This is a genomic window from Paenibacillus mesotrionivorans (genome assembly GCF_046098205.1).
In the GTDB taxonomy this organism is placed as follows: Bacteria; Bacillota; Bacilli; order Paenibacillales; family NBRC-103111; genus Paenibacillus_AR; species Paenibacillus_AR mesotrionivorans.
Window position 1 is genome coordinate 225,674 of record NZ_JBJURJ010000007.1, and the last position, 25,407, is coordinate 251,080.

A 25,407-nucleotide genomic window follows, 5' to 3' on the forward strand; every position below is an offset into this window, starting at 1 on the left:
TATATCATATGGATATACAATGGTGAGAGGTTGTGATACAATTGGGGTATAAACCAAGAGGGAGCAGGATGCTGATGACGACAGTCACCCTTAGCCGATGGGGCAACAGCAGCGGGATTCGCATTCCAAACCAGTTTTTAAAGCGGATGAATCTGGTGGAGGGAATGGAAATGGAAATCGTTCTTACACCGGAGAACCATATCCTGCTGCGACCCTTGCAAACTCCGGAGGAGTCAAGTGAGGAATTGCGAAGCCATTTGAAAACACTCCTATCGCAAATTAAAGCCGATTCACCCCGCCATGGAGAAATCGATTTGGGCATTGAAGGAGACGAACTCATTTGAGTATACCAGCGCGCGGAGACTTGGTTTGGCTGGATTTCGATCCTCAGGCTGGTCGTGAGCAGGCTGGCCGCCGCCCGGCCATAGTCCTTTCAGATACAGAATTTAACGAGTTGACGGGATTTGCTGTTGTTTGCCCGATTACGAACCAAGTTAAAGATTATCCGTTTGAAGTACCGATCCCTGAAGGGCTTCCTTTTACAGGAGTCGTGTTAACAGATCAGTTTAAAAGCCTGGATGTTCGAAAAAGGAAGGTAAAGATAGTCGGTCATGTTGCTGTAGAATCGGAATTCCTGCGGTCTGTTTTGCGGAATGTCCGCTCTGTTTTAGCGTAAACAATGAACGAATAGGAGATTAACGGGAACTCCCGATCGTCTCTTTTTTTAATTTACGAATCTATGTATATTAACTGCCCTCAACAGGGCAAGCAGACGCACAAAAAAGTTGGACGGAAAACGTTTCCGCCCAACTTTTTTATTTCGGGGCTTTTTGGACGACACGATTTCGCGGCTCCCCAATTGGATCCCGTCTCCGAATCATTTAACCTTTTACCCCTCCAACAGTAAGCCCCGAAACAAAATACCGTTGAAAGAAAACAAACAGGATAAGGATCGGCAGGATTGCCAAAACCGAGCCTGCAATCAGTACATCGTAATTGTTGCCGTAAGGCGTCAACAGACTGGATAAACCGATGGGCAGGGTCAGCTTGGTATTGGTTTTGAGGATGATTAAGGGCCATAGGAAGTTATTCCATGCCCCCATCGCCTGAAGAATCGCCATCGCCCCAAAGGCCGGCATCATGAGCGGGGCCATAATCCTGACAAATATCCCATATTCAGTACAGCCGTCGATCCGCCCTGCGTCCATCAGTTCCTTAGGCAGTCCTTCCGCATATTGCCGGAAGAAGAATACAGGCAGCGGGGCCACGATGAACGGCAGGATAACCCCCCACATTGTGTCCATTTGCTTCAAGTTAATCATCAGTTTGTACAAGGGCAGCAGGATAATTTCCACGGGAACCATCATGACCACCAGCACAAGAAGGAATATGAAGGATCTTCCCTTGAAGCGGTACACGGCCAGACCGTACCCCACCATGGAGGACAGGATCAGGCATAGTACCGTAAAGACCAGCGTAATAACGATGCTGTTTTTATACCAAAAATAATAGTTTTTTGCCGAACCGGAAAAGATGGAGATGTAGTTCTTGAACGTCATCACATCTGCATCAAACCTTACGTTAAGACCGTAGCGCAGCAGCTCCTGCGACGGCTTCAGTGAAGCCAAAAATAAGGCATACAGCGGAAACAGGGCGAAAACGGACAACACCAGAAGCAGCACAAGCATAAGAAGCGTCTGCCAAGACCAGCCCTTGGAATGTGGCATGCTCTACTCCTCCTTCCGGAACAAGCCGAAGAACTTCAATTGAATGAGATTAAAGAACATGGTGATTCCTAACAGCGAAAGTCCGATTGCAGAGCCGAAGCCCAGTTTATTCTGCTCCATACCCTGCTGATAGATATAGCCGACCATGGTCAAGCCCATATCCTTAGGAGAGCGGTTTCCGTTATACATCATGAAGCTTTCAGTAAACATGGACAAGCCGCCGTATATGCTGATGGTCAACACATAGATCGTAACCGGTTTTAGCAGAGGAAGGGTGATCCGCAGCAATTTATCCCAGGCGGTGGCACCGTCGATTTCCGCGGACTCATAGAGTTCTGCCGGTATACTCTGAAGTCCGGAGAGAAAGTACACGATATTCACACCAAGCCATCTCCAGGTAGCCAGCAGCACAAGGACCATCATGGCAGTTCCGGACTGAGCCATCCACTTTTGTGCTTCCCCGCCTAATGCGCGAAAGATAGAATTGGCCAAAGCTCCGTCCAATTCACTGAAAATCAGCCGGAAGATAGTCCCCGCAACAACCACAGAGGTTAAGGCGGGAACGAACAATGTAGAACGGAAGACGTTTTTGGCCTTCATTGCAGCAGAATTCAAGATAACCGCAATCAAAAGAGGGAGGGGAATCAACACGGCAAGTGTCCAAAAGGTATACATTCCGCTGTTCCCAATGGCTTTATAGAAGGTCGGATTCAGCAGCTTGCTGTAATTGTCCAGTCCAATAAACCGGGATTGTCCGGGCAATACCTCCTGAAAGCTCATGATCACAGTGGAGACAACCGGATAAGCAAAAAACAGCAAAAAGGAAATGACGAAAGGGCTGACAAATACATAAGGCGCGATCCGGGATGAGTAGGCCCAGCTGTTGGATCGTTTGAGTTTGGGTGTTGGCTGGACGACTGCATGGGGAGTTTCCATTCAGGCCAAGCTCCTTTTCTGGGCAGACCTCACCGTCTGACTGGGGCCAACAAGGCATTCAGGCAGACGGTGATACGTCTGGCGTTTATTTTCTCAATTGGCTAGCCGACTCCTTCAGTACCTTTGCAGGGTCCTCCATGTCATTGAGGGTTTTAAACATGACATTACGTTTGACTTCATCAATCACTGCCGGCATCTTCTCTGTGACGTTTACAGGGCCAAGCTCATTTTTGATAGCGGTTAGCACCTGAAAAATATCCTTGCCGAAATAATCGGTGAACTTATTGGCTTCCTTCAGCTCCGGAGCTTCCCATACCTCCATCCGAATGGGGTCAAAGCCCAGCTGCCGCCACAGCTCAATATTGGCTTGTTTGGTAAGCTTGGAGAAAGCCAGGAACTTCATGGCCAATTCCTTGTTTTTCGATTGGTTCATGACGGCCGTCCCTGTTCCGCCCATACCGACAGAGCGGTTTCCGCCTGCTGCCCAAGAGGGCATGGGCTTAATGACAATTTTGCCCTTCAGGTCAGGCATATAATCGGTGAACCGCCCCATATACCACATGGGCATGAAGATGGAGGCAGCCCCGCCCTTATTCATAAAGCCGTAATACTCCTCCGCATGGTGAAAACCGCCAGGGGCTGCAACCGCTACCTTGTCTTTGATCAGCTTCTGCATAAATTCAAGCGTAGAAACATTCTTGCTGCTGTCCAACGTTACGTTGCCGTCTTTATCCGTAAAGTCAGAGCCTTGCTGGGTAATCATCTGCCAGAAACTCCATTGCTCTGTCGTTTCCAGCGTGGTCATGGGCTTGCCGGTGGCGGACACCACCTTTTTGCCGGCTTCGTAGAAGTCATTCCATGTCTTGATGCTGTCCGGGTTGACGCCAGCCTTATCCAGCATCTCCTTGTTATAATAGATAACGGCGGCTCCTACATGGTAATCAATCCCGTAGAACTTCCCGCCCTTGGAGTAAATATCAACCCGGGAGCGGACGATATTGGGCAGCTCCGGCTCTACAACAGCATTCAGCTCTGCAAGCTGGGGGGTTCCCTTTAAGAAGTTGGGGAACTTGCTGATCTCTATATCCGATAGATCCGGTGCCCCTGTACCGGACTGAAGCGCAACAAGAAGCTTGTTATGCATGTCATCATAGGGGAAGGTGGTTGCTTCAAGCGCAATGGTGTCATTTGGATTAGCCGTGTTCCAAGCTTTGGCCATACTTTCAAAATACTTCTGATGCAGCTCATTGAACGTCCAGAATTGCAGCTTTGTCTTACCGGTTGCAGAAGCGCCGCCGTCCTTGTCAGTCGAGCAGCCTGCAGCTGTAGCTGTAGACGCCAATAAGGCTGCGGACAAAAGCAGACCATGCCATTTCTTCATATAGCAACCTACCCCCATAAATAAAATGTATGCCGTAATCCCCGTAATGGGATTATTGCCAGAGATACATTCGGCCCGAGCCGATGATGAAAGCTTGCATGTATGCGCTTACTAATTGTCGGCTGCAGGTTCACCGAAATCGGGCATTCCGTCTGCCGTCCACGTGAAGCGTTGAACACGGGTATGCCGGTTGGGGTCATATAAGGGATCCCCTTCGATCCGCTTATAATTCCTTGCGTGGTAAACGATCATATCATGGAGGCCATCCTCACTTTGGGTAAAGGAATTATGTCCAGGACCGTATTGCCCGTTTGCCTCGCAGGTTTGGAATACAGGAACCGGCGACTTGGACCAGGACGAGGCTTCGAGCAAATTGGAGGAGCATGAGGCCCAAAGCAGCCCCATACAATACCTGTGGTCCGTAGCGCTGGCCGAATATGTTATAAAAATATGCTCCCCGTGCCGAATAACAGCCGGACCCTCGTTAACCAGGAAACCCTCTTGCTCCCATCCATATTCCGGCATCGTCAGCATAACCGGCGGCCCGGTGATGGACCAGGGGGTATCCATTTCGGCCATATATAGATTCGAATTTCCCTTTATATCAGGGTCACGCTGCGCCCAAACCAAATACCGGATTCCCTGGTGGGCGAAGGTAGTCGCATCCAGGCTGAAGGATTCCCAGCCGGTTCTCAGCTGTCCCTTCTCCGTCCAACATCCCTCCAATGGATTGGATGACTTGTTCTCCAGCACAAAAATACGGTGGTCAAAGCAGCCCTCCACTGTTTCTGTGGATTTGGCCGCTGCATAATACACGTACCAGGCATCATTGATAAAATGAAGCTCCGGTGCCCAGATGTTGGCACTCATTGGCCCCGTTTCGTGCTTCCGCCATACGATTGCCGGTTCTGCCTCTGCAAGACCCATGAGCGTTCGGGCTCTCCTAATCTCGATCCTGTCATATTCCGGCACAGAAGCGGTGAAATAATAATATCCGTCCGTATGCCTGTAGATCCATGGATCTGCCCGCTGCACAATGAGCGGATTGCGGATATTCATTTTCGTAGTCAAGCGAGTATCCTCCCCAGGTTATCCTTTTTTTGGTATAGATTCAGTATAACTCGCCTTTTACTTTATATCAATATAAATTAATTTATATTTTATTAAAATTAAATTCGATAATACCCTATATAATCCAATTTTAATGATTAATTGCGTCTTTGTAAACGTTTCATTTTAATGTTATTTCAAACTATGTATTTTATGTACTGATTTTCGGCTTAATACAGGGTGTTTCCATAGAATAATTGGTTACCCTCCAAACTAATTTATGTTATATTAAAATAAAATAACGTGAAAATCTGCACGTCATCCTTTATTCTGTGCCTTCATATCCCAAAAGGAGTCAATGCTATGCTATATATTAAGGAGCTACGATCGGGACTCAATATCTTCAAAGCACTCGGCTCCGAAATCCGAATTGAAATTCTGGAGCTGTTATCCAAGCACCAAAGCCTCAATCTGAACGATATTGCGACCCATCTGAATTTAACCAATGGCGCCATTACCATGCATATTAAGAAGCTTGAGGAATGCGGTCTTATCGAAATCACCTCAGCGGTAGGAAAGCACGGCACTCAAAAAATATGTTACTTGAACGAAGAGAAGCTTATGGTGGATTTGCGAAGCATCAATACGGAGAATTTGTATGAGGTTGAAATAAAGGTGGGGCATTACAGCGGGTATGCCGCTTCCCCTACCTGCGGGTTAGCCACCAAGGACAGTATCATCGGTGATTTCGATGACCCGCGGTATTTTGCAGATCCGGCCCGCATTGACTCCCAAATGATTTGGCTGTTCGAGGGTTATCTGGAGTACCGGATCCCGAATTATCTGAAGCCGAATCAGGCCTTCAAGGAAATTCAGTTCTCCATGGAGCTGAGCTCGGAGGCGCCGGGTCATTGCAATAACTATCCTTCCGATATTTATTTTTACGTAAACGGCATGGAAATCGGCTATTGGACCAGCCCTGGCGACTTCGGGGATGTCCGGGGAGTCTTCAACCCGGAATGGTGGCCTCCCCACCTCAATCAGTACGGCATGCTCAAGCTAATACGCATCAATAACGAAGGCAGCTTTATTGACGGCTGCCGGATATCCAACATTACCTTGTCTGACATCGGACTCCATCATAAAAGCGACATTATCCTCCGGCTTGAGGTCGGGGAGAAGTCCAAGAACAAACGGGGCATGACCATTTACGGCAAGCACTTCGGCAACTACAGCCAGGACCTGCTCGCACGTGTACTGTATGACGATCAGCCTATATAATGAGGAATCCACTTTTTATAGGGTGGAGGGTAGCGTTCGGAAAGGCAGTCATCCTAAAAGGGAGTTTCTCCATGCCAATCTACAATAAACTGGTTCGGGACCGGATTCCCGAGATTATCCGTGCCTCTGGGAAAGAATGCAGGACTACGGTTTTGAATGAGGACGACTATAAGAAAGAGCTTCATGCCAAGCTGCGGGAAGAGTCACAGGAATACGCTGCTGCCGGGGAACCGGAGGAAGCACTGGAGGAGCTGGCGGATCTGCTGGAGGTGATCCAGGCGCTGGCGGCTGTGCATGGGGCGACGTGGGAGGAGCTGAATGCGCTGCGGGAAAGAAAGGCCCAGGCCCGCGGTGGCTTCAAGGATCAGGTGTTTCTGTTGGATGTGGATGACTAAAGGCTATCGGATAATATCCGGTGGCCTTTTTTTTCGCTGTCTGAATGCCTGCGAATTACTGCCCTCAAACTCGGATTAGCCGCATTATGCGGGCGGAGGCGGTTTGCTATACTGGACCCACTGAATGGATGTCGGATGGAAAGGAGTGGGAAGGAATATTCTTCTTATGGTGTTTCATGTAAGGGGTTACAGAAACTCCTTGCCCAATGACTTGCAGAAAAACAGAAGGGGAGGAAATGAGACGATGTTGAAGGTAAGGCAAGTTGTGGTGGTTATGTTGGCATGCTTCCTGCTGGTAGGCGGGATGCCCCTCAGTTGGGGAGGCGGAGAGGCTTCGGCGGATACACCTCCAGTTACAGGAGCGGCTGCGCCCGCTTCTATCTCGGCTTATGTGCAGCCGTCCAAATATGCGGCTTCCACCAACTACAGGGTCAAGGCTAACGGGGTGGAGATTCCCGTAGTGAAGGCCTTCAGCGATTATGATTATGCCCACTTTTCCGCTTCGGAGGGGCCGATCACCTATGAGGTCACCATTCTGAACACGGACAAGGTGCATGAGTATTCCATCAGCCCGAAGAAGCTGGGGATTACAGCGGATTCGGTGGTGGGTACCAAGCTGACCTTCACTACGCAGAAGGATGAATATCTGATCGTGATGATGAACAACCGGGCCACCCGGCTGGTGATTGCGGCGGACCCGGCAGAAACGGATGCTCCATCTGCATCTGGTACGGGCATTTTTCATGTAGGCCAGGCACCTTACAATATCGCACCCAATGGCGGCAAGACGGGTGTCACCGAAAGAACCGCGGCTCTCCAGCAAGCCATCGATGATGCCGGGGCATTTGGAACTACCCAGGGAAATGGGGCACAAGGTATCGTCTACGTGCCTGCAGGTGAGTATTACGTAGGGAATCTGGTGCTGAAAAGCAATACAGCCCTTTACCTGCAGCCGGGAGCCGCACTGATCGGGACGGGAAAAACGGCAGATTACACCGAGCACTGGTTTAAGGATTCTATGGGCCGGCCTGCTACGTGGTGGATTTCCACGGCATTCGATTCGGAGAATATCAAGATTTATGGCCGCGGAACCATCGACGGGAACGGCCAGGCGCTTCACGACGATAAAACCACCAACAACAAGGGAATGATCAACAATCTGGTGGTTCCCATTGCCACCTCCCATTTTAAGATGGACGGAGTGATTATCCGGGAATCCGCAGCATGGGCCGTAATGCCGGTGCGCTCCAATGACCTGGAGTTTACCAATCTGAAGATGTTTAACAGCCTGGGCATGGGCGAAAATGACGGCATCGACATTGTGGAATCCCAGAATGCCGTCATCCGCAACTCCATCGGGATCGCTTTGGATGATCCGTATTCCACCAAGGCGTGGAAGGAGGACACGGATATTGCCTCCGGCAGGGTGCCTTGGCCGGGAAGCCCGGAGCCGGTGCGGAATGTGTTGTTCGAGGATGCCATTGCCTGGACCAAGTGTTACGGATTTAAAATCGGGCAGGGTGTCATGCAGGACCAATCGGATATTATCTTCCGGGACGAGGTTGTGTACAGGGCGGCTGTAGGATTTGCCATCCACCACAAATACGGGACCGGCAGAGTCGATCATGTCCTTTTTGAAAATATGGATGTGGAGGACATCAGCGGCAAAAATGACGATAACAGCGCCTGGATGACGATGTTTACAGTGGACAGCGGCGGGAACGGTGTAGGACCGGTGAACGATGTAACCATCCGCAACATTACCGTCCGGGATGCGGGGGAAAGCTTCAGCAAGATTAAAGGGCTGGAGGGGGCGGAGTATACCGGGCTTACCTTCGAGAACGTCTATATGCCGGGCAAAGCAACTCCTGCCCAAACCCTGGCGGAAATGAATTTTGTGGATAAGGAGTATTACAGCGGCGTGACCATCCGGCCGGTGCAGGGGCAGGAGCCAAGAATCAAGTCCAATATGGCCTTGAAGCAGCCGGCTGTTATTTCCTCCAATGATAGTACTGCGGAGACGGCGCATTATGCTGTTGACGGACTGTTAAGCACCCGCTCCGGCACTAAACGTGAGGTGGACCCGGGTTGGCTTTACGTAGATTTGGGGGAAACCAAGCGGATTAATGAGGTCCGGATCATATGGGAGGCGGCATACGCCAAAAGCTACAACATTCAGGTTTCAGAGGATACAGAGCATTGGACCGATGTTTACAGCACAACCGCAGGAAAAGGCGGCACCGAGAAGATTGCCTTCAGTGAAACCGATGCCCGGTATGTACGGATGTACGGTACCGAAAGAGCTACCAAGTACGGATACTCCATGTGGGAATTCGAGGTGTATGGCCCGGAGGTGCTGCCGGAGGGGATTACGCTGGAAAGGAAGACCGTTTCCCTGCTGCCGGGAGATACAACTGTGATGGCTGCCACTGTAGTGCCTTTGGAGGCGACCAATAGGAAGGTGTTGTGGAGCAGCAGCAATGCCAATGCCGCCTTGGTAGATGATAATGGCCTGATCACAGCGAAGGCCCCCGGCACTGCCGTAATTACAGCCAAAACCCTGAATGGGGAATGGAGAGCAGCGGCAACGGTTACCGTCCAAAAAATCGGGGCACCTCAGCTGCTTGCGGCCACAGCGGGAGACCAGTCCGTGTTGCTGAGTTGGAAGCCGGTGGAGGGGGCGGCCGGGTATCAGATTTTCGCGGCGGAGGTTCCCGGCAGTTATGAAGCGCCCTTGGAGACGGTGGCAGGCTCCGTTTACAGTCATACGGTTAGGGGTTTAACCAACGGAACACCGTATTCCTTTGTGGTGAAGGCCAATCATCCGGGAGGGGACAGCGGGGCATCCAATGAACTCACTGCCACCCCCATGGAGCCCTTGCCGGGAGCGCCTGTGCTCAATGCCGCCGTTCCGGGGGATTCACAGGCGGAGCTTAGCTGGGAGCCTGCGGAAGGGGCAGCGGGCTATGCAGTGTATGCCCGGCTGGCGAAGGGGGCGTACGGATTGCCGTTGGCAACGGTGAGCGGCTCCGTTTACAGCTATACGGCTGCTGGTTTGATCAATGGGGAAACGTACACCTTCCGTGTAGATGCTTTGAATGGTATGGGTTATGCCACAGCCTCGAATGAGGTCAGCGCCATGCCTGTTGCAGTTGTTCCGGCTGCCCCTGTCCTTGGCTTGACTCAAGCCGGAGATGGTTATGCCGCGTTGGGGTGGAAGCCGGTAGAGGGGGCAGACCAATACCAGGTGTTCATGCGTACGGATGAGCAGAAATATGGAGCTGCTCCATCAGCAACGGTAAACAGTTCGGTATACAGCCATACCGCAAACCAATTAAACAACGGCACCCTCTATTATTTTGTGGTGAAGGCGGTCAATACAGGAGGGGCAAGTCCCGCTTCCAATGAAGTACAAGCCAAACCGAAGACAGTGCCGGGGGCTCCCTTGAACGTCACGGCTACAGCCTCCGATGGTCTGGCGGTGGTCAGTTTTACGGCTCCGGCTGATGGGGGAAGTCCGATTACCGGATACGAGGTGTTGAGCTCTCCTGGCGAAAAGATGGTGGCAGCCCAAGGGAGTCCGGTTACGGTAACGGGGTTGGTCAACGGGCAGACGTACACCTTTACGGTCCGTGCCGTTAACAGTGAAGGGACCGGCGCTGCTTCAGAGGCCTCCAATGCAGTTACACCCGCCGCAGCAGCAAGTGGTGACGGGGATACAGGCGGAAGTGATCCTGAGCCGTCCTCCCCGTCGGGTTCCGGGGGCGGGGGCAATACCGGCGGAACCACTAAGGAAACCGGGCTGGGTTCTGCCGTCACAAGCCAGGAGAACGGACAAACAGTTACGGTCATTAAGCTGGATCCGCAGAAGCTGGCGGCAAGGCTTGAACAGGCGGATGAAGGGGCCGTCATTTCCATTCCTGTAGATACGGCATCTGACCGGGTAGTCGGTGAGCTGACCGGAGCGATGTTTGGGGAGCTTATCGAAAAGAAAGCGGTAATTGAGCTTCAATCGGAGCAGGCCTCTTACCTGCTTCCGGCCGGACAGATTAATCTGCCGGAAATTGCACGGCGGTTGGGCGGCGGTGCTGATCTGCAAACCGTCGGGATTCAGATTGAAATGGGCAAGCCTTCTGCCGAAGCGGTACAGCATGTGGAGCGCACGGCTGCTCAGGACCAGCTGGAGCTGGTGGGAGAACCGGTGCATTTTACGGTAAAAGCACTTTTCCAGGGCAAGGAGATGGAGCTTGCCACCTTTGCAGCCTATGTGGAGAAAATGATCGCCCTGCCGGAAGGCACGGATAGGGTCGGGAACATAACGGGTGTAGCCTTAGGCGCGGATGGATCCTTCCACCCTGTTCCTACGAAGATCATCCGGAAGGAAAACCGCTATTATGCCAGTCTGAACAGCTTGTCGAACAGCACGTACGCAGTTGTGCGGCACCCGGTGGCATTCGATGATGTGGCCGGACATTGGGCGCAGGAAACAGTGAATAACCTGGGTTCGAGGCTGATCGTGAACGGTACGGACAACGGCTTGTATAACCCGGACCGGGAGATGACCCGGGCGGAGTTTGCGGCAGTGCTGGTCAGAGGGCTTGGTTTGATGCCGGAGGCAGGGGCATCTGCGTATACAGACGTAGCTCAAGCGGAGTGGCATAACAGCGCCATCCGCACTGCAGCAGCTTACGGATTGGTGGATGGCTTCGGGGACGGCTCCTTCCGGCCGGAGGAGAGAATAACCCGGGAGCAGGCGATGGTGATCATCGCCAGAGCGATGGAGGTAACCGGATTGGAGACGGATCAGCCCGGTGATGCATCCTCCCTGTTGGAGCGCTTCGGGGATAAAGAGCAGATTTCAGACTGGGCGGCAGACAGTCTGGTGTCTATTCTCCAAAGCGGTATTGCAGGCGGAAGAACTGGGCAGCTGCTTGAACCCCAGGCTTATGTAACACGGGCAGAGGTTGCGGTTATGATCGAACGGCTTTTACGGGAATCGGGACTGATTTAATAGGGCATTACGCAAAAGAACCACCATCCTCCTTACAGAGGGCGGTGGTTCTTTGAGCTTCCTGGAGCTTTCGCTTACGGCTCAATCAGATAGGTGAGCGTGCCAGTAACCGGTGCGCCCAGAGCCAGCAGGCCGATGGTTTGAACATTACCGATGCTGACGGAGAATGTGGAACCGGCAGGAACGGTAAATTGGAAGGTGGGAGCATTGTAGCGGGTGATAACCAGGGTGACTGCACCGGCCGTGCTGGCTACGGTTACGACCCCCTTGGTCCCCAGCGGGTCCTGGGCCACATAATAGCCTTGGCCAACGCCGGCAGCTTGGTTGTAAGGGAATACTAATTGAATCGCCATGTTTCTTCCTCCCTTCATGCTTTGATACTGTAGTCTATGAAGCTACTAAGAGAACGGATACGGACAAGTAACGTAAACAAGAATCCATTTTTGAAAGGATAGAGGAGTGGGTCGCCATATGTCCCGCAGTGGACAGAAACATCCGGGAGTGCGAAAATGAAAAATAAAAAATGTAAAGGGTGAGCACCATGTCGATCTTGCCTGGTATGGCGGAGTTTAACCGGCAGTTTGTCCAAGAGAAGCAGTATGAGGCGTACTTGACGGATAAGTACCCGGACAAAAAGGTGGCCATTCTGACCTGTATGGATACCAGGCTGATGGAGCTCTTGCCCAAGGCCTTAGGAATCAAAAATGGCGATGCCAAGTTTATCAAAAATGCCGGGGCTATCCTGACCCAGCCCTTCGGGAGCGCCATGAGGAGCATCCTGGTGGCGGTGTACGAATTGGGGGCGCGGGAAATCATCGTGATCGGCCACCACGGCTGCGGGATGACGGAGATTGACCCGGGACACATCGTGGAGAAGTTCGTGGAATTCGGAATCGATCCCTTGGTTATCGAAACTCTGGAGCATTCCGGCATCCGCATGGAAAAATTCCTGCGCGGCTTCGCCAAAGCGGAGGATGGTGTGATGCATAGCGTCCGTATGATCCGCAGGCATCCGCTTTTCCCCAAATCCGTGCCTGTACATGGCTGTGTGATGGATTCGGAAACAGGCAAGCTGGACATTATTGTGGAGGATTATCGTGAACAGGACTGAGGCGGGAGCTGTACATCGCATCGTATTAATCGGTCATGGCAATATCAGCGAAAAATACGTGGCCGCCATTGCCCGTTTCCCGGAGCGGGTGATGCTTGTGGGAGTCGTAGGGAGGAATGCGGAGAAGTGCCGGGTGTTTGCTGAGAAACACGGCATTTCTGTCTATGGCACCTCGATTGCAGATGTGGCAGAGCGTTCCGGAGCAACGTCTGCCGTTATCTGTACCCCCAATGCCCTCCATTATGAAGGAGTGATGGAGGCCTCCCGCCTGGGCCTGCACTGCCTCTGCGAAAAACCCATGGATATCTCCCCGGACCGGCAGCGGGAAATGGTGCAAAGCTGCCGGGACCATAATGTCCGGCTGGGCGTGTCCTATATGCGGCGGTTCATTCCCCATATCCGGGAGATGAAGAATTGGATCGACTCCGGCAAGCTGGGACGGATCATGGTGGTGGATGCGGTGATCAAGCATTTCCGGCCGAAGGAGTATTATGATTCCTGGCATGGCACTTGGGAGCTGGACGGGGGAGGTCCGTTCATGCAGCAGGGCAGCCATCTGTTGGATATGGTGCTGTGGCTGGCCGGCGGATACCGGGAGGTGCTGACAGCCCGGACCTTCCGGGCATACCATGATATTGAGACGGAGGATCATGGTTATGCGGTGATCCGTTACGGGAACGGGGCTGTCGGTATGATCGAAGCCTCTACGGCCAGCACCGGGCTGAAAAAGGAATACGTGGAGATCACAGGCACACGGGGCAGCATGAAGGCGGATTATGGGGGAATTATCGGGTTCCATGTCCCCGGCGAGGAGAAGCCGGATTGGCCGCTGGCCAAACCGAACGATGAGCTGTTTGTGGATTTGCTGGAGGATTTTCTCGCTGCTATCGCTGAAGAACGGGAACCGTTTATCTCCGGTGAAGCCGCGGCGCTGTCCACGGAGCTGGCGTTGGCCATCTATGCCAAGGCGGGACCACCCGTTACTCTGGACACCCGATAAAACGCCTATATCCATTTTCTCCCGCCGCCGCCCATTGACGTAAGCCAACGCGGGATAGTATGATGCAACTAATTCAAACGAAAGGAGTCGATGAGCATGACCGGCATTCAACGAACTGCACACCAATTGAATAGGCGATTCCTGCCATCGGTCTCTCGGAGCAGTACGAGATAATAGGACCTGTGTTTTCACGCACCCTATTTCTATCGGAATATGCAGCCACGGGCCATGATGGTCTGTGGCTTTTTTATGCTTTTTTTAACCTAATCAAGAGAGGAAAGAATGAATATATGGATACCAATTATTACCGGAAGGTGCAGCTTCCCGCAGGAGATGTGCATGTGTATGCAGGGGATTCCCTGTTTGCGGAGCTGAATTACAAAGTGTTCGAAATGGCCAACAACAACCTGCAGATTCCTAACCAGGTCTACATGAGCTATACTCCCGATGTGCATGTGGGTGTGGGAACCTGCATCGGTACTACTGCTGTATGGCGGGCGGCCGACGGTTATGTGTCCCCGTCTATTGTGGGCAGCGATATCGGCTGCGGCATGCGGGTGCATCTGACCAATCTGCACAAGGACGAAGTGAAGGATGTGAAGCTGCGCCGCAAGCTGGTGAAGGCCATCGAGAGGCTGCTGCCGGTGGAGGATCATGCCCGTGGGCATTTCTCCGACATCCGGCTGGAGCATGTGGTCCTGAAGGGGCTTCACGGCCTGCCGAAGAAATATCTGCCTGATGGCTACACGCCGCGCAAAAGCCGTTCCCTCACCCATGTGGAGCAGAGCAAGTTTACCCTCGACGAGGAAGCGTTGAACTTGTTTCCCGAACGGGTCTGGCACCGGTCCCACCGTCAGCTGGGCACCTTGGGAAATGGCAACCACTTTGTGGAGATCCAGTCCATTGAGATTGCCGAGCCCATGCGGCAGATTGCGGAGACCTGGGGTCTCTTCGACGGCCAGGTGGCGGTGATGATCCACTCCGGCTCCCGTAACTGGGGAGGGTCGGTGAGCCAATACTGCGGCAGCCTGATGAAAAAAATGATGCAGAAGGAAGGTTTGGGCACGGCCGATCCCAATCTGCTGTTTGCGCCTCTTGCCCACCAGGAGGGCCGGAATTATGTGAGTCTGCTGTATTCCGCCTTGAACTATGCGGTAGCCAACCGGCATCTGATCGCCTACGCAGTAAGGGAAGCGGGGAAGGAAGTGTTCGGCTCCAAATTCGAAATGAGCGTGCTTTATGATCTGATGCATAACTACGCCTGGCAGGAGGAGCATGAGGGGGAAGACTATTTTGTCCACCGGAAAGGGGCAACCCGCGCTCTGCCCGCCCATCATCTGGATAACCCGGAGCCGTACCGGGAAACAGGCCATCCTGCCTTAATCCCTGGCTCCATGGGGTCCTCCTCTTATATCATGGTGGGGGCGCCGGGCGGCAAGGACAACTTTTATTCCATCTGCCATGGGGCAGGCCGGATCCGCTCCCGCAGCCAATCCAAAAAGCTGATTACCGTGGATGCCTTCTCCGCCGCCCTGAAGATCGGGACGGAGGATGAGGTGGTGGTGAACCACAAGTCACTGGAGGCCTTGGTGGATGAATCCCCGCAAGCCTACAAGGATGTGGACCAGATTATTGAAAGTGTAGTGGGCGCCGGGCTGGCCCAGGTGGTGGCCAAGTGCAAGCCCCTGGCTGCGGTGAAGGGTGTCTGATTTATAACTCGTAATACTTTCACCCTGTTGGACTCCTCGGTAATCTGGCACAATAGGGTCAATCAGGCTATGGCCATCCTTCCTTCTCCATCCCTTTACTGATACTAGGGTGGCCGGTTTCCTGAGGACGGCATGCCGGGCTATCGCGTTTCTTCCTTCTACAACCATTGGAGCTTATAGAGATGCGGATTTCCCGGCAATGCTTATCCATTTGAACGAAGGAGGTTTCCGAAATATGAATCATTCCATCTATCTGAGAAAAGCGGGGAAGCTCATTGTCCATCCGGGCCAAAGCTGGCTCCCGGAGTCTTATCTGGCCACGGCGATGAAAAATGTGGAGTCCTTGGGCTACACCTTTTCCAAGCAGCTGATGGAGGTATTCCGGACGCTTTCCAAAGGTGAATTTACGGCGGTGTATACCGTGTTGGTGAAAGAATTAAGGGTTATTGTGGGCGCGCATGTGGCTTATAAACCCATGTATCCGCAATTTCCCGATCAGGTTATGGATGCGGAGGATATCGAGCTTTACATCAATGCCATTCTGCATTATATTACCCTGGCCCTTCCGGGGGAGGGGGCAAAGGCGCGGCTTCCTCTGCTGGACCGGGTTGACCTGAAGGTGATCGGTCTTGGGGACGAAGCGGACTTTGCCCGGTTGATCCGGCAGCTGGTCCAGGCCAACGGCTCTATCTCGGATAGCGATAAAGAGGGGATTGATTGGGCTGTTGCCCATGTGGCGGACCTGGAGGCCATTCTGCCGGAGGAGATTCCCTCCAAGGAAAATATAGCGTTTGTTGTTGGTGCGCTGTTGAAGCATAATCGGGTAAGCATGGGTCTGATCCGGCGTTACTTCAGAACGGCGACGGATGTACTCCGTCTGGCCGCCGCCATGTCCGGCGGGGATGTGAGTCTGGCTGCTTCCACAAGGTTCCGTTCCTTCACACGCGCCGAAAGACGGCTTTTGCTGGATCTTCTGGAGGGCTGCGGCAATATGGTGGAGGATATGCTTCGTTATAAGGAGCGTTGGATCCGGCTTGGTGAGCGTCTGCATCCGGCGGAATACAAGCAGCGGTTTTCCCAATGCCGGGAGGCCTTCGACATTCTCCGGAATGACCGGCCTTACCAAACCTTCAACAGCAAGGTGGAGCTGGCGCTGCTGTCAGGGGATGTATGGGAGGCTGTGGAGCTTCTGGAATCCCGCCCCGGCGAGTTTGCCAGACGTTTGGATCACTTGCTGCGGATAAGCGGAGAAGCAGCCGACATTGTGGAGTTTTTCCGGCTGAAAGCCCCAGAGGTGTCCACTCCTGTACTGCTCCAGGTGATGGCGCATTTTGACCACCGCAATGATGGACAGAAGCTGCGTATCTTTTTCCCCAAGGGCAATGTGGGCAAGGCCGTGGCGGTAGATAACCGTCTGCCGAAGCTGGGCCCCGCAATCTGCGCAGAACTGGCCGCTATCTGCCGGGAGGCACTGGTGCAGCGGTTCGCCGGGCTGCCCGCGTTGGGTAAGGTCTATCTGGATGAGCGCCTGAAGGATCATCTGGTGCCTTACTCCCAGCGGTCCGCCAGCAAGTCTCTGCGCACCCTTGTAAGAGGCAGCAGACTTGAGCTGCCCGAGGGTGATACCATCCGGTTCTTCACCTGGTGGAAGGAAGGGGAGGTGGATGGCAAGCCTACGGGACGGGTGGACATTGACCTGTCTGCCGTTATGTATGACAGCCGCTGGAAGTATATGGAGCATATTTCGTATACGAATCTCCGGTCCGCCAAATACCGGGCTGTGCATAGCGGCGATATTACTACTGCACCTCGTGGAGCGTGCGAGTTTATCGACATCGATATTCCCTCCGTCCTGAACTATGGGGGCCGGTATGTGGTGGCTTCCCTGAACTCCTTCACTGCCCAGCCTTACTGCGATCTGCCGGAATGCTTCGCCGGGTGGATGATGCGGAAGGTGCCTGGCTCCGGGGAAATCTTCGAACCCGCTACGGTGGTGGATAAGGTGGATCTGGCTGCGGATACGGAGATCGCCATTCCGGTTATTCTGGATTTGAAGGAAAGAACGGTGATCTGGACGGATATTGCTCTGACCCGGCAGCCGGACTACTACAACAATATAGAGGGCAACCAACGCGGGATGGTGCTGATGGGCAAGGCCATGACCTCCCTGCGAAAGGCGAATTTGTATGAGCTGTTTATGCTCCATGCCCAGGCCAGAGGCGAGCTGGTGGGAAACCCGGCTGAAGCAGATACCGTCTATTCTCTGAAAAAAGGAATTACACCCTTCGATACCGCCACGATTTTGGCAGAATATATGCAGTAAGCAGGAGCAGTAAGCCCGGGCAGCCGGGCTTTTTTCTTTTCCACAACTTGACATAAGAAAGTGAGGGTATATAATATTATTTAGATAATATCAAAATAATAATAACAGGTGATGAATATGGCCGACTCCAATCTCCGTGACCGGAACGGACTGACGGAACAGGAATTTCTGCGGCGCTATGATGCCGGAATATATGAACGGCCGTCGGTTACGGTGGATATGCTGATTTTTACCGTATTCGATAAGGAACAGGACAACTACCGGAAGCTGCCGGAGAAGGCCCTGCAGCTGCTATTGATTAAACGCGGAGAGCATCCATTCCTGGGACAATGGGCCTTGCCCGGCGGATTTGTGTCGGTGCATGAAGGACTGGAGCAGGCAGCGCAGCGGGAGCTGTTGAGTGAGGCCAATATCGGGAATTTGTACATGGAGCAGCTGTTTACCTGGGGAGATGTGGACCGCGATCCCCGTACCCGGGTGATCAGCACGTCATATATGGCATTGGTGGACCGGACGGCGCTGGATGTGAAGGCAGGGGATGATGCGGCGGATGCCTGCTGGTTTGAGGTAGACTGCCGGCTGGTGCAGGAGAAGAAAACCATGCTGGCGGACGGGTATGAGCTGGAGCGGCTGATCCGTGTGTCCCTGGTTCATGAAACGGAGTCCCTTGGCGCAACGGTGAAGGTGACGACCAGCTATGTGGGCCGGACGAAGCGGGTCAGCCGGGAGATCGTGGAATCGGAGGGGCTGGCATTCGACCATGCCAAGCTGATCGAATATGCCATCGAACGGCTGCGCAACAAAATCGAGTACACGGACATTGCCTTCCATCTGATGCCGCCTCTTTTCACACTGTCCGAGCTGCAGCAGGTGTATGAGGTCATTCTCGGCAAGGAGCTGCTGGCCGCGGCTTTTCGTCGCAAGATCGCTCCTTTGGTGACGGAGACCAACGAATATACCAAGGACGCGGGACACCGGCCCTCGAAGCTGTACCGCTTTAATCCCCATTGGGGGAGTTTGGAATAAGAATGCGGAGGGATACAAATGGAGAGGTTTACATTTTTTTATCGGACGGAATCGCCGTTTTCCCAATGGCATCCCGCTGATTTCGAAATTGGAGGCGTGCACTACAATTGTGCCGAGCAATATATGATGTACCGGAAGGCCGTTCTGTTTGGAGATGAGGAGACGGCGGGGAAGATTCTTACTGCACTTACTCCCAGGGAACAAAAGGAGCTTGGGCGCAGGGTGCGCGGCTTTGATAAAAACCAATGGGAAGCACAATGCAGACAGTTTGTGTATGAAGCCAACCATGCGAAATTTACTCAAAATCCGCAGCTGCTGGAAATACTGCTGGCAACGAAGGGCACCACGCTGGTGGAGGCCAGTCCTACGGACCGGATATGGGGTGTGGGGCTGGAGGAGAGCGACCCCCGGATCAGAAACCGCGCCACCTGGAGAGGAACAAACTGGCTGGGTGAGATGTTGACGAAGCTGAGAGAGGACCTGCTGGCAGGCAGTAGCCAGTAGGAAGGAGGTGCCGGAATGCCAGTGCGGACGGTAACGGGAGATTTGTTTCAGGCGGGGGAGCAGGTCATTGGCCATCAGGTGAACTGCCAGGGTGTGATGGGATCCGGGGTCGCCAAGGAAATGAAGCGGCTGTATCCGGAGGTGTTTGCGGCGTATGCCCAGATATGCGGGGAGAAGGAAAAGCAGGAGCTGCTGGGTTTATGTCAGCTTGTGCCCCTTGAGGACGGAAGAGGGAGGTATGCGGCCAACCTGTTCGGGCAGCTCACTTATGGCAGAGGCGGCAAAAAATATACGGATGATGACGCCCTTCGGAAGGCGTTTATCCGATTGTCAGAATTTGCGAAGCAGCATCAGTTGACGGTGGCTCTTCCCTACAAAATCGGCTGCGACCGTGGCGGCGGGGACTGGGATACGGTGCTGGGAATGATTAACGACATTTTTGCGGATGTGGAGGTTGTCCTGTACCGGCTGGAGTAAAGGGCCGCTCCACTTCCAACGAAGGATATTGGAGGGAGAAAACATGAACATCAATAACCGGGAGGTCCGGTCCAAAATCGCCCAGGAAACATTGCGTATCATTGAAGATGGGGCTTATCTGAACCAGGACGGGGCTCGTATTGATCTGAAGAGGGAAATAGAGGCAGCGGTGCGGGATTCCAAGCTGTATACCCCGGCGGCGCTGCAGGAGACGAAGCGAATGGTGGCCGCTTATAAGAGAAGATCTGTTTTGCCTGACATAGAGGTAACAGACGAATCCACATTAGCTGCCGCACAAAGGCTGGTGCAGGTGGAGGGAGTGGCAGAGACCGTGTGCTTGAACTTTGCCTCGGCCAAAAATCCGGGCGGCGGGTTTATGGGCGGAAGCCAGGCCCAGGAGGAAAGCTTGGCCCGTTCCTCGGCGCTGTATCCTTGCATTTCCCAGATGGAAGAGATGTACCGATTTAACCGGAATCTGAAAACCTGCCTGTATTCAGACCATATGATCTACTCTCCGCAGGTTCCCGTGTTCCGGGAGGATCATGGGGGGCTGTTGGCGGCTCCGTATGCGGTGTCGATGATCACAGCACCGGCGGTGAATGCCGGAGTGGTGAGGGAGCGGGAGCCGGAGCATGTGGAGCGAATCGCCCCTGTGATGCTGGGGCGCATCCGGTACATTCTATCTGTAGCAGCCTATCATGGGGAAAAGGTGGTTGTTTTGGGTGCGTTCGGCTGCGGCGTATTCAGGAATAACCCCAGCGAGGTAGCCGGGTGGTTTAAACAGGTGCTGGTGGAGGAAGATTATTGCACCCTGTTTGACCGGATCGTGTTTGCCGTCCTGGATAAATCGGCGGAGCAGAAAACCCTGAAGGTATTCCAGCGTGTATTGGGGTAGAGGCGGTTTGGGGAAAAGGTACATACAAAAACCAAGAGGCTAGGCAGCAAGGAGCTGCTTAGGCTTTTGGTTTTTTATTTATTTTTAATGCGCGCAGGGTTTGGTCGTACTCTTCAATAACTTCAGTACGGGATTGGACAAAGCCATCGCGGATACCACTTGGGGTCAGGTTCAAGTCAAGGTCCGTTATCATCCGCTCCTGGACTTGATCCCAATGGAGCTCGTCTACGGCATAAATCTTGCCATTCATCAGAGGGTTGGACAAAAGACTTTTTTCGATTCTGCTGCGGTGTTCAAAAAAACGGATCATTCCATCGATCCCTTCCAGGCCGTGGGCAAGACCGTAGGGTGTTCGGGCAATCAGCGCCGCTACACGCGTGCTCCAATTCACTCCCTTGGCCCGAGCGGCACATTCTACTGCCTGCGCGGCGGAATCTCTTTTGAGATAGATACAATTGGCTTGAAAGCCAGAGAAGGCCTTGGCCAGCAAACTGCAATATTGCATAATAATTTCCTCCGGTGCATTCCGATAGAGCAGCTCATTAATGGGGTTTTGCAGCAAAACGCTGTCCAAGATGAGAGGTTCACCGGTCACATCCATGGCTTCTATCCACTTACGTACTAGACCCAGGCTGCACGCAATATAGTGCTCCAACGAAATATTCGAATTGAATTCATTCCCGAATTCCCATTGCCGCAGCAGGTCAATCAAGTCAGTTTCCTGAGGATAGTGCGATTCAATCTCGGGAATGCGCACATAATGGATGAACGCATACTCAAATGCATATTCTCGAAGCCCCGGACAAGTATGAAGGAGTGTGGAATAGAGGCGGGGAGTGATTCCGGCAATTCCACTGAAATCATGGGGGTAATTGGAATCGCTCTCCGTAACCAAAAGGCCTTGCAGATGATTTTGAGCCACATGGAGAGTGTGGTTTTGCCGCTGCCGGGCAAGCCTTCAACAAAGTAGATGGTTCGGGGTTTGCTCATCGAAATCGTCTCCCGCTGAGTTGGTGTTCTTTTACTGTAACTATACCATGCTAGCCCCTGGGACACGGGGACAGTATGCTAACGAATCTGTGAAACGCTATTTGGCCGTTTCGGAGCGTTTTGGGAATCTAACGAATCTCAGCAGCGCTATTTGTCCATAATGGGCACCGAAATGGTCTCATACCGACCAATAGCGTGCGACAGATTCGTTGGATTTTTTGTCGCGCCTGTTTTGGCGAAATAGCGTGCGACAGATTCGTTAGCCCTCGGCCGGTGCCGCTCCCCGCCTATTGCCTTAGGCGTTTCGGCCCGACTGCGGGCTGCGGCGGGTGGGAGAGGTAAGCAAATTATCGATCCCCAAGCCTTCGGCTGCTTTTATCCAGAGGCGTATGTTTCTAACGGCGGTGAGAGACTCTATTTGCCCCAAAATGGAGGGCTGAAAAATCTAACGGAAGCAGGAGACGCTATTGGGCTAAAAATGGTCATGTGACGGTGCAACGGGGTAGAATAGCGGCTGTGGCCGCCGTTAGATTTTTTGATGCGGTGTTTTTACAGGAATAAAGGCTTTCACCGCCGTTAGATCAAAAACGTGATCTCAAAACGACTCCTGCCAGGAGCTGGGCAACCAGCTCCGTTTTTTTGCGCGGCTTGCTGTAGAGTGGTTCTGTTGGCAGCCGGAAAGACGATCCGTTATTTGGCTAAAAGTCTGTTAGGTCATTTGTGCGGACCCAGGAGCCGTTATTTAGGCAAAAGGAGCGCATTTCGGCTCCCGGAGCGGCGAATAAGGTCATCTGTGTCCGCGAAGTCTCAAAACATGCCTGAAAGAGGAAATAACGGAACGACGGTCCGTTACGGGGCGGGGTATGGTGCGGAAGCGTGGACGATCAACCAGTCAGCGGGTGCGGCCAGTTGCAAACTCCCACATCCCCGTCCCGGCCAACTCCGTCTGTTCCGCTCCCGTCAACGGGGTCAGCGGCTCCCGGCAGCTGGCGCTGACCAGACCCAAGGCCGCAAAGCGGTGGCGGATGACCCGCACCCATCCGATCCGGCCGGCCAGCGTCAAGCGGGGCTCCAGCTCCGCCAGCAGCTCCCGGGCTTCGCTCTGCCGCTCTTCCCGGAGCAGCACGATAACGCGGCCCATCTCCTGCGGGAACAGATTTCCCGCTACGCTGGTCAGTCCGTTGTAGCCTTTGGCGAAGGATTCCTCAATGGTGAGATCAGAGCCGGACAGCACCTGGAAGCCGCCGGGCGCAAGCCTCTCTTTCGTCCTCAAGACATGCTCCGGGCTGCCCGCTTCCTTCAGGGCCGTAATCTGAGGATGCTGCTCGACCAGGCGGATCAAGGTCTCAGGCTCCAGAGAAAAGCCGGTCCGCAGCGGATTATTGTAGAGCATCACCGGCAAAGAGACAGCGGCGCAGACTGCCTCAACATACTGCACCGCTTCCTCCTGATTGGGGCGGACATACGGAGGGAACCCCAGCATAATCGCGGCGTACCCCGCCAATTCTGCTTCCTTGGCCAGCCGGACAGCATCCCGCGTGCGGATGGAAGCGACTCCGGCGTACAGAGGCACCTGGTCCGAGTCGGCCTCCTTCACCGCACGGTACAGGAAAACTCTTTCGTCCACTGACAACGAATGCTGCTCTCCCGTTGAACCGCTAACCAACAGCGCAGGGACTTGATGCTCCTTATAATACTCCACCATCCGGCGGATGCCCGCCTCATCGATCTCATCCCCAGGGGTGTACGGGGTAATCATGGCCACACTGTACGGCAGGAAATACGGAGGGTTCATAGGCGCATACTCCTTCATTCTGTATAAACTTTCATTCGGTATTAACCTCCCAGTATACCAGATGAAGTGCTCCTTATCTCATAAACCGTCACATATTTTTGGGTGCGGACCAAACGGAATCCCGCTTTCTCCAAAACCTTCCGGGACGGCCAATTGGCATGCTCCACATTCCCCTCAATGACAGGCACGGCTCCCAACTCCCGAAGCCGGTCCAATCCCCATACAACAGCAGTCTTTGCCGCCTCCGTTGCATACCCATTGCCCTGATATGCTTCCCCGATGCCGAATCCGATTTCCACAAACTCCAGCTCATCCTCGGGTCCGTGAAATTTGTTCAGCGAGACCGTACCGATCAAGCTGCCGGACTCTTTTAAATAAACGCCAGTGTCGAACGACTCCTTAAGCAAATTAATCTTGCGGGATGCTTTTTCCTGCATCACCCTGATTTCCTTGGCAGCGCTCTCCAATGTGGGTGGAGCCTGAAAGTAAAACCACTGCCGGTAAGTGGCTTCATGGCGCATTGCCATATAAACCTCCAGGTCCTCCATGGAAAGAGGGCGGTAAACTAAACGTTCACTGGGGAACAGCCGTGGGAAGCTCAAGCAAGCACCTCCTCCTTATTCATCCGATAAAAACTGCCACAGCTCCATCCCGGGATGAACAGGGGCCTCCATATGGTGCTCCCGGTACACCTCTACAGCCAGCATAGGCGGCCGGGGGTATCCCGACTGAGGCAGCCACTCATTGTACAGCAGGGTATAAGCGCCCTCCAAGGCGCGATTGGTCAGGTCCTCCCGGTCAACAGCCTGGAAAGCAACCCGCACATACCGTCCGGCCGGCAAAATAAAGCTGCGCAACCCTTCCGGAACTGTATCCAGGCTTACCACCTGCACTCCCAATAGATACGTGCCTTCGCTCATATCCTCCTCACATTCACAGACAAGACCGAAGGAAACAGGCGGGATAGCCTGGTTGGGAATGGCGGAGGCTTCATCATTTCCGAAAAATTGGCTGATTAAATGATTGATCCGGGCTTCCTTATCCACCCGGCGGTTATACGGCACACGCTCCCCCCGGCCAATAATGGAGACGGGAGCAAATAATCGGAAGGTATCCACCTGATATTCTGTGGCTGCTGCCGGAATCCGGAAGGGCTCCTGACCTTCGTCAATCCGGCCTTGAAGGGAATGCAGCTCATGCTCAATGCCCGCCAAAAGCCTCGCCTCCGACCGCATTATGGCAAGCTGCCCCTTGATCATATCCGCCCACTCTCCCGGTTGGGTACAAAGAAGCAGGCCGATTTGCTCCAGACTGAAACGCAGCCTGCGCAGGTACTGGATGTGTTGCATCCGCAGGTGCTGTTCCTCTTCATAAAAGGCATATCCGTTGGCCGGATCAAGGCCGGCCGGTTCAAGAAGGCCGATATCCTTGTAGTACCGGAGTGTCTTTTTGGATACGTGGTGCAGGCCCGCAAACTGGCCGATGGAATAACGCATTTCATTCACCTCTGTCCCCATCTTAGGGTGTCACCCCGGGGCGCAGTCAAGCGGGTTTTGGGCAAAAGGAGAAGTGGGACACCAGACCTATCCATATCCCTAAACTTGGAAAAGAAAATTTTGAAAATTTCTGTAGAAAATTGTCGAAAATTCGTGCTATACTGATAATAGATTTCAATTAATAACCATTATAAAGTTGGATCGGCTATTTAGAAGGAGGTGAGAACAGCAAGTTTTCTCACATACAAAAGGTTTTGTTTTATCTCCCCCATCCACAATTTATAACATGCATTCATGACA

General features: G+C 53.2%; 22 protein-coding genes. 13 read left to right on the forward strand and 9 right to left on the reverse strand.

The annotated features are described in order from the left end of the window. Window positions 1–68: 68 nt before the first annotated feature. Both ACI1P1_RS12635 and ACI1P1_RS12640 read left to right on the forward strand, forming a co-directional pair. On the forward strand, window positions 69–344 hold the full coding sequence (locus ACI1P1_RS12635; RefSeq protein ID WP_416216744.1) for an AbrB/MazE/SpoVT family DNA-binding domain-containing protein: 276 nt from the start codon (window positions 69–71) through the stop codon (window positions 342–344). Beyond that, window positions 341–676 (forward strand): type II toxin-antitoxin system PemK/MazF family toxin, encoded by a 336-nt coding sequence (locus ACI1P1_RS12640; RefSeq protein ID WP_416216745.1) that lies wholly within the window; start codon window positions 341–343, stop codon window positions 674–676. The genes ACI1P1_RS12635 and ACI1P1_RS12640 overlap by 4 nt, the downstream gene beginning before the upstream one ends. Before the next feature lie 205 nt (window positions 677–881). Here ACI1P1_RS12640 and ACI1P1_RS12645 read toward each other — a convergent pair whose 3' ends face one another. The 4 genes from ACI1P1_RS12645 to ACI1P1_RS12660 all read right to left on the reverse strand — a co-directional run bounded on the left by ACI1P1_RS12645 (window position 882) and on the right by ACI1P1_RS12660 (window position 5,115). Further along, the gene (locus tag ACI1P1_RS12645) at window positions 882–1,688 is read right to left on the reverse strand and encodes a carbohydrate ABC transporter permease (protein ID WP_416216855.1); all 807 of its coding nucleotides are present in this window, start codon (window positions 1,686–1,688) and stop codon (window positions 882–884) included. 42 nt (window positions 1,689–1,730) lie between these two features. Further along, window positions 1,731–2,663: a carbohydrate ABC transporter permease gene (locus ACI1P1_RS12650; RefSeq protein ID WP_416216746.1), complete on the reverse strand. Its 933-nt coding sequence runs from the start codon at window positions 2,661–2,663 to the stop codon at window positions 1,731–1,733. Window positions 2,664–2,748: 85 nt separating this feature from the next. Next, window positions 2,749–4,044 (reverse strand): ABC transporter substrate-binding protein, encoded by a 1,296-nt coding sequence (locus ACI1P1_RS12655; RefSeq protein WP_416216747.1) that lies wholly within the window; start codon window positions 4,042–4,044, stop codon window positions 2,749–2,751. A gap of 111 nt (window positions 4,045–4,155) precedes the next feature. Continuing rightward, window positions 4,156–5,115, reverse strand: a complete 960-nt coding sequence (locus tag ACI1P1_RS12660; protein ID WP_416216748.1) for a glycoside hydrolase family 43 protein — start codon at window positions 5,113–5,115, stop codon at window positions 4,156–4,158. A 342-nt stretch (window positions 5,116–5,457) separates the two neighbouring features. Here ACI1P1_RS12660 and ACI1P1_RS12665 point away from each other — a divergent pair, with 342 nt between their 5' ends. The 3 genes from ACI1P1_RS12665 to ACI1P1_RS12675 all read left to right on the forward strand — a co-directional run bounded on the left by ACI1P1_RS12665 (window position 5,458) and on the right by ACI1P1_RS12675 (window position 11,781). Further along, window positions 5,458–6,375, forward strand: coding sequence for an ArsR/SmtB family transcription factor (locus ACI1P1_RS12665; RefSeq protein WP_416216749.1), 918 nt, complete (start codon window positions 5,458–5,460; stop codon window positions 6,373–6,375). A gap of 71 nt (window positions 6,376–6,446) precedes the next feature. Further along, window positions 6,447–6,770 carry a hypothetical protein gene (locus ACI1P1_RS12670; RefSeq protein ID WP_416216750.1) on the forward strand — a complete coding sequence of 108 codons (324 nt, stop codon included), beginning with the start codon at window positions 6,447–6,449 and terminating at the stop codon, window positions 6,768–6,770. A gap of 244 nt (window positions 6,771–7,014) precedes the next feature. Then, window positions 7,015–11,781 carry a fibronectin type III domain-containing protein gene (locus ACI1P1_RS12675; protein ID WP_416216751.1) on the forward strand — a complete coding sequence of 1,589 codons (4,767 nt, stop codon included), beginning with the start codon at window positions 7,015–7,017 and terminating at the stop codon, window positions 11,779–11,781. Window positions 11,782–11,855: 74 nt separating this feature from the next. On the opposite strand, the gene ACI1P1_RS12680 is transcribed toward ACI1P1_RS12675, so the two are convergent. After that, window positions 11,856–12,134, reverse strand: coding sequence for a hypothetical protein (locus ACI1P1_RS12680; protein WP_416216752.1), 279 nt, complete (start codon window positions 12,132–12,134; stop codon window positions 11,856–11,858). Window positions 12,135–12,322: 188 nt separating this feature from the next. Between ACI1P1_RS12680 and ACI1P1_RS12685 the strand changes: the two genes are divergently transcribed. From ACI1P1_RS12685 to ACI1P1_RS12720, 8 genes are all read left to right on the forward strand, one after another. Beyond that, window positions 12,323–12,892: a beta-class carbonic anhydrase gene (locus ACI1P1_RS12685; RefSeq protein WP_416216753.1), complete on the forward strand. Its 570-nt coding sequence runs from the start codon at window positions 12,323–12,325 to the stop codon at window positions 12,890–12,892. Then, the gene (locus ACI1P1_RS12690) at window positions 12,879–13,892 is read left to right on the forward strand and encodes a Gfo/Idh/MocA family protein (protein WP_416216754.1); all 1,014 of its coding nucleotides are present in this window, start codon (window positions 12,879–12,881) and stop codon (window positions 13,890–13,892) included. The genes ACI1P1_RS12685 and ACI1P1_RS12690 overlap by 14 nt, the downstream gene beginning before the upstream one ends. A 290-nt stretch (window positions 13,893–14,182) precedes the next feature. After that, the gene (locus ACI1P1_RS12695) at window positions 14,183–15,601 is read left to right on the forward strand and encodes an RtcB family protein (RefSeq protein WP_416216755.1); all 1,419 of its coding nucleotides are present in this window, start codon (window positions 14,183–14,185) and stop codon (window positions 15,599–15,601) included. Window positions 15,602–15,836: 235 nt separating this feature from the next. Then, window positions 15,837–17,924 (forward strand): TerD family protein, encoded by a 2,088-nt coding sequence (locus ACI1P1_RS12700; protein WP_416216756.1) that lies wholly within the window; start codon window positions 15,837–15,839, stop codon window positions 17,922–17,924. A gap of 117 nt (window positions 17,925–18,041) precedes the next feature. Continuing rightward, window positions 18,042–18,950, forward strand: a complete 909-nt coding sequence (locus ACI1P1_RS12705) for an NUDIX hydrolase (RefSeq protein WP_416216757.1) — start codon at window positions 18,042–18,044, stop codon at window positions 18,948–18,950. 18 nt (window positions 18,951–18,968) lie between these two features. Beyond that, window positions 18,969–19,454 carry an NADAR family protein gene (locus ACI1P1_RS12710; RefSeq protein ID WP_416216758.1) on the forward strand — a complete coding sequence of 162 codons (486 nt, stop codon included), beginning with the start codon at window positions 18,969–18,971 and terminating at the stop codon, window positions 19,452–19,454. Window positions 19,455–19,469: 15 nt separating this feature from the next. Beyond that, the gene (locus ACI1P1_RS12715; protein WP_416216759.1) at window positions 19,470–19,931 is read left to right on the forward strand and encodes a macro domain-containing protein; all 462 of its coding nucleotides are present in this window, start codon (window positions 19,470–19,472) and stop codon (window positions 19,929–19,931) included. A 43-nt stretch (window positions 19,932–19,974) separates the two neighbouring features. Beyond that, window positions 19,975–20,826 carry a TIGR02452 family protein gene (locus ACI1P1_RS12720; protein WP_416216760.1) on the forward strand — a complete coding sequence of 284 codons (852 nt, stop codon included), beginning with the start codon at window positions 19,975–19,977 and terminating at the stop codon, window positions 20,824–20,826. 58 nt (window positions 20,827–20,884) lie between these two features. On the opposite strand, the gene ACI1P1_RS12725 is transcribed toward ACI1P1_RS12720, so the two are convergent. The 4 genes from ACI1P1_RS12725 to ACI1P1_RS12740 all read right to left on the reverse strand — a co-directional run bounded on the left by ACI1P1_RS12725 (window position 20,885) and on the right by ACI1P1_RS12740 (window position 25,128). Next, window positions 20,885–21,538 (reverse strand): P-loop NTPase family protein, encoded by a 654-nt coding sequence (locus ACI1P1_RS12725; protein WP_416216761.1) that lies wholly within the window; start codon window positions 21,536–21,538, stop codon window positions 20,885–20,887. 1,170 nt (window positions 21,539–22,708) lie between these two features. Next, window positions 22,709–23,611, reverse strand: a complete 903-nt coding sequence (locus ACI1P1_RS12730) for a dihydrodipicolinate synthase family protein (RefSeq protein WP_416216762.1) — start codon at window positions 23,609–23,611, stop codon at window positions 22,709–22,711. Window positions 23,612–23,652: 41 nt separating this feature from the next. After that, window positions 23,653–24,213: a GNAT family N-acetyltransferase gene (locus tag ACI1P1_RS12735; protein WP_416216763.1), complete on the reverse strand. Its 561-nt coding sequence runs from the start codon at window positions 24,211–24,213 to the stop codon at window positions 23,653–23,655. A 15-nt stretch (window positions 24,214–24,228) separates the two neighbouring features. Next, window positions 24,229–25,128, reverse strand: coding sequence for a MerR family transcriptional regulator (locus ACI1P1_RS12740; RefSeq protein ID WP_416216764.1), 900 nt, complete (start codon window positions 25,126–25,128; stop codon window positions 24,229–24,231). Window positions 25,129–25,407: the final 279 nt, after the last annotated feature.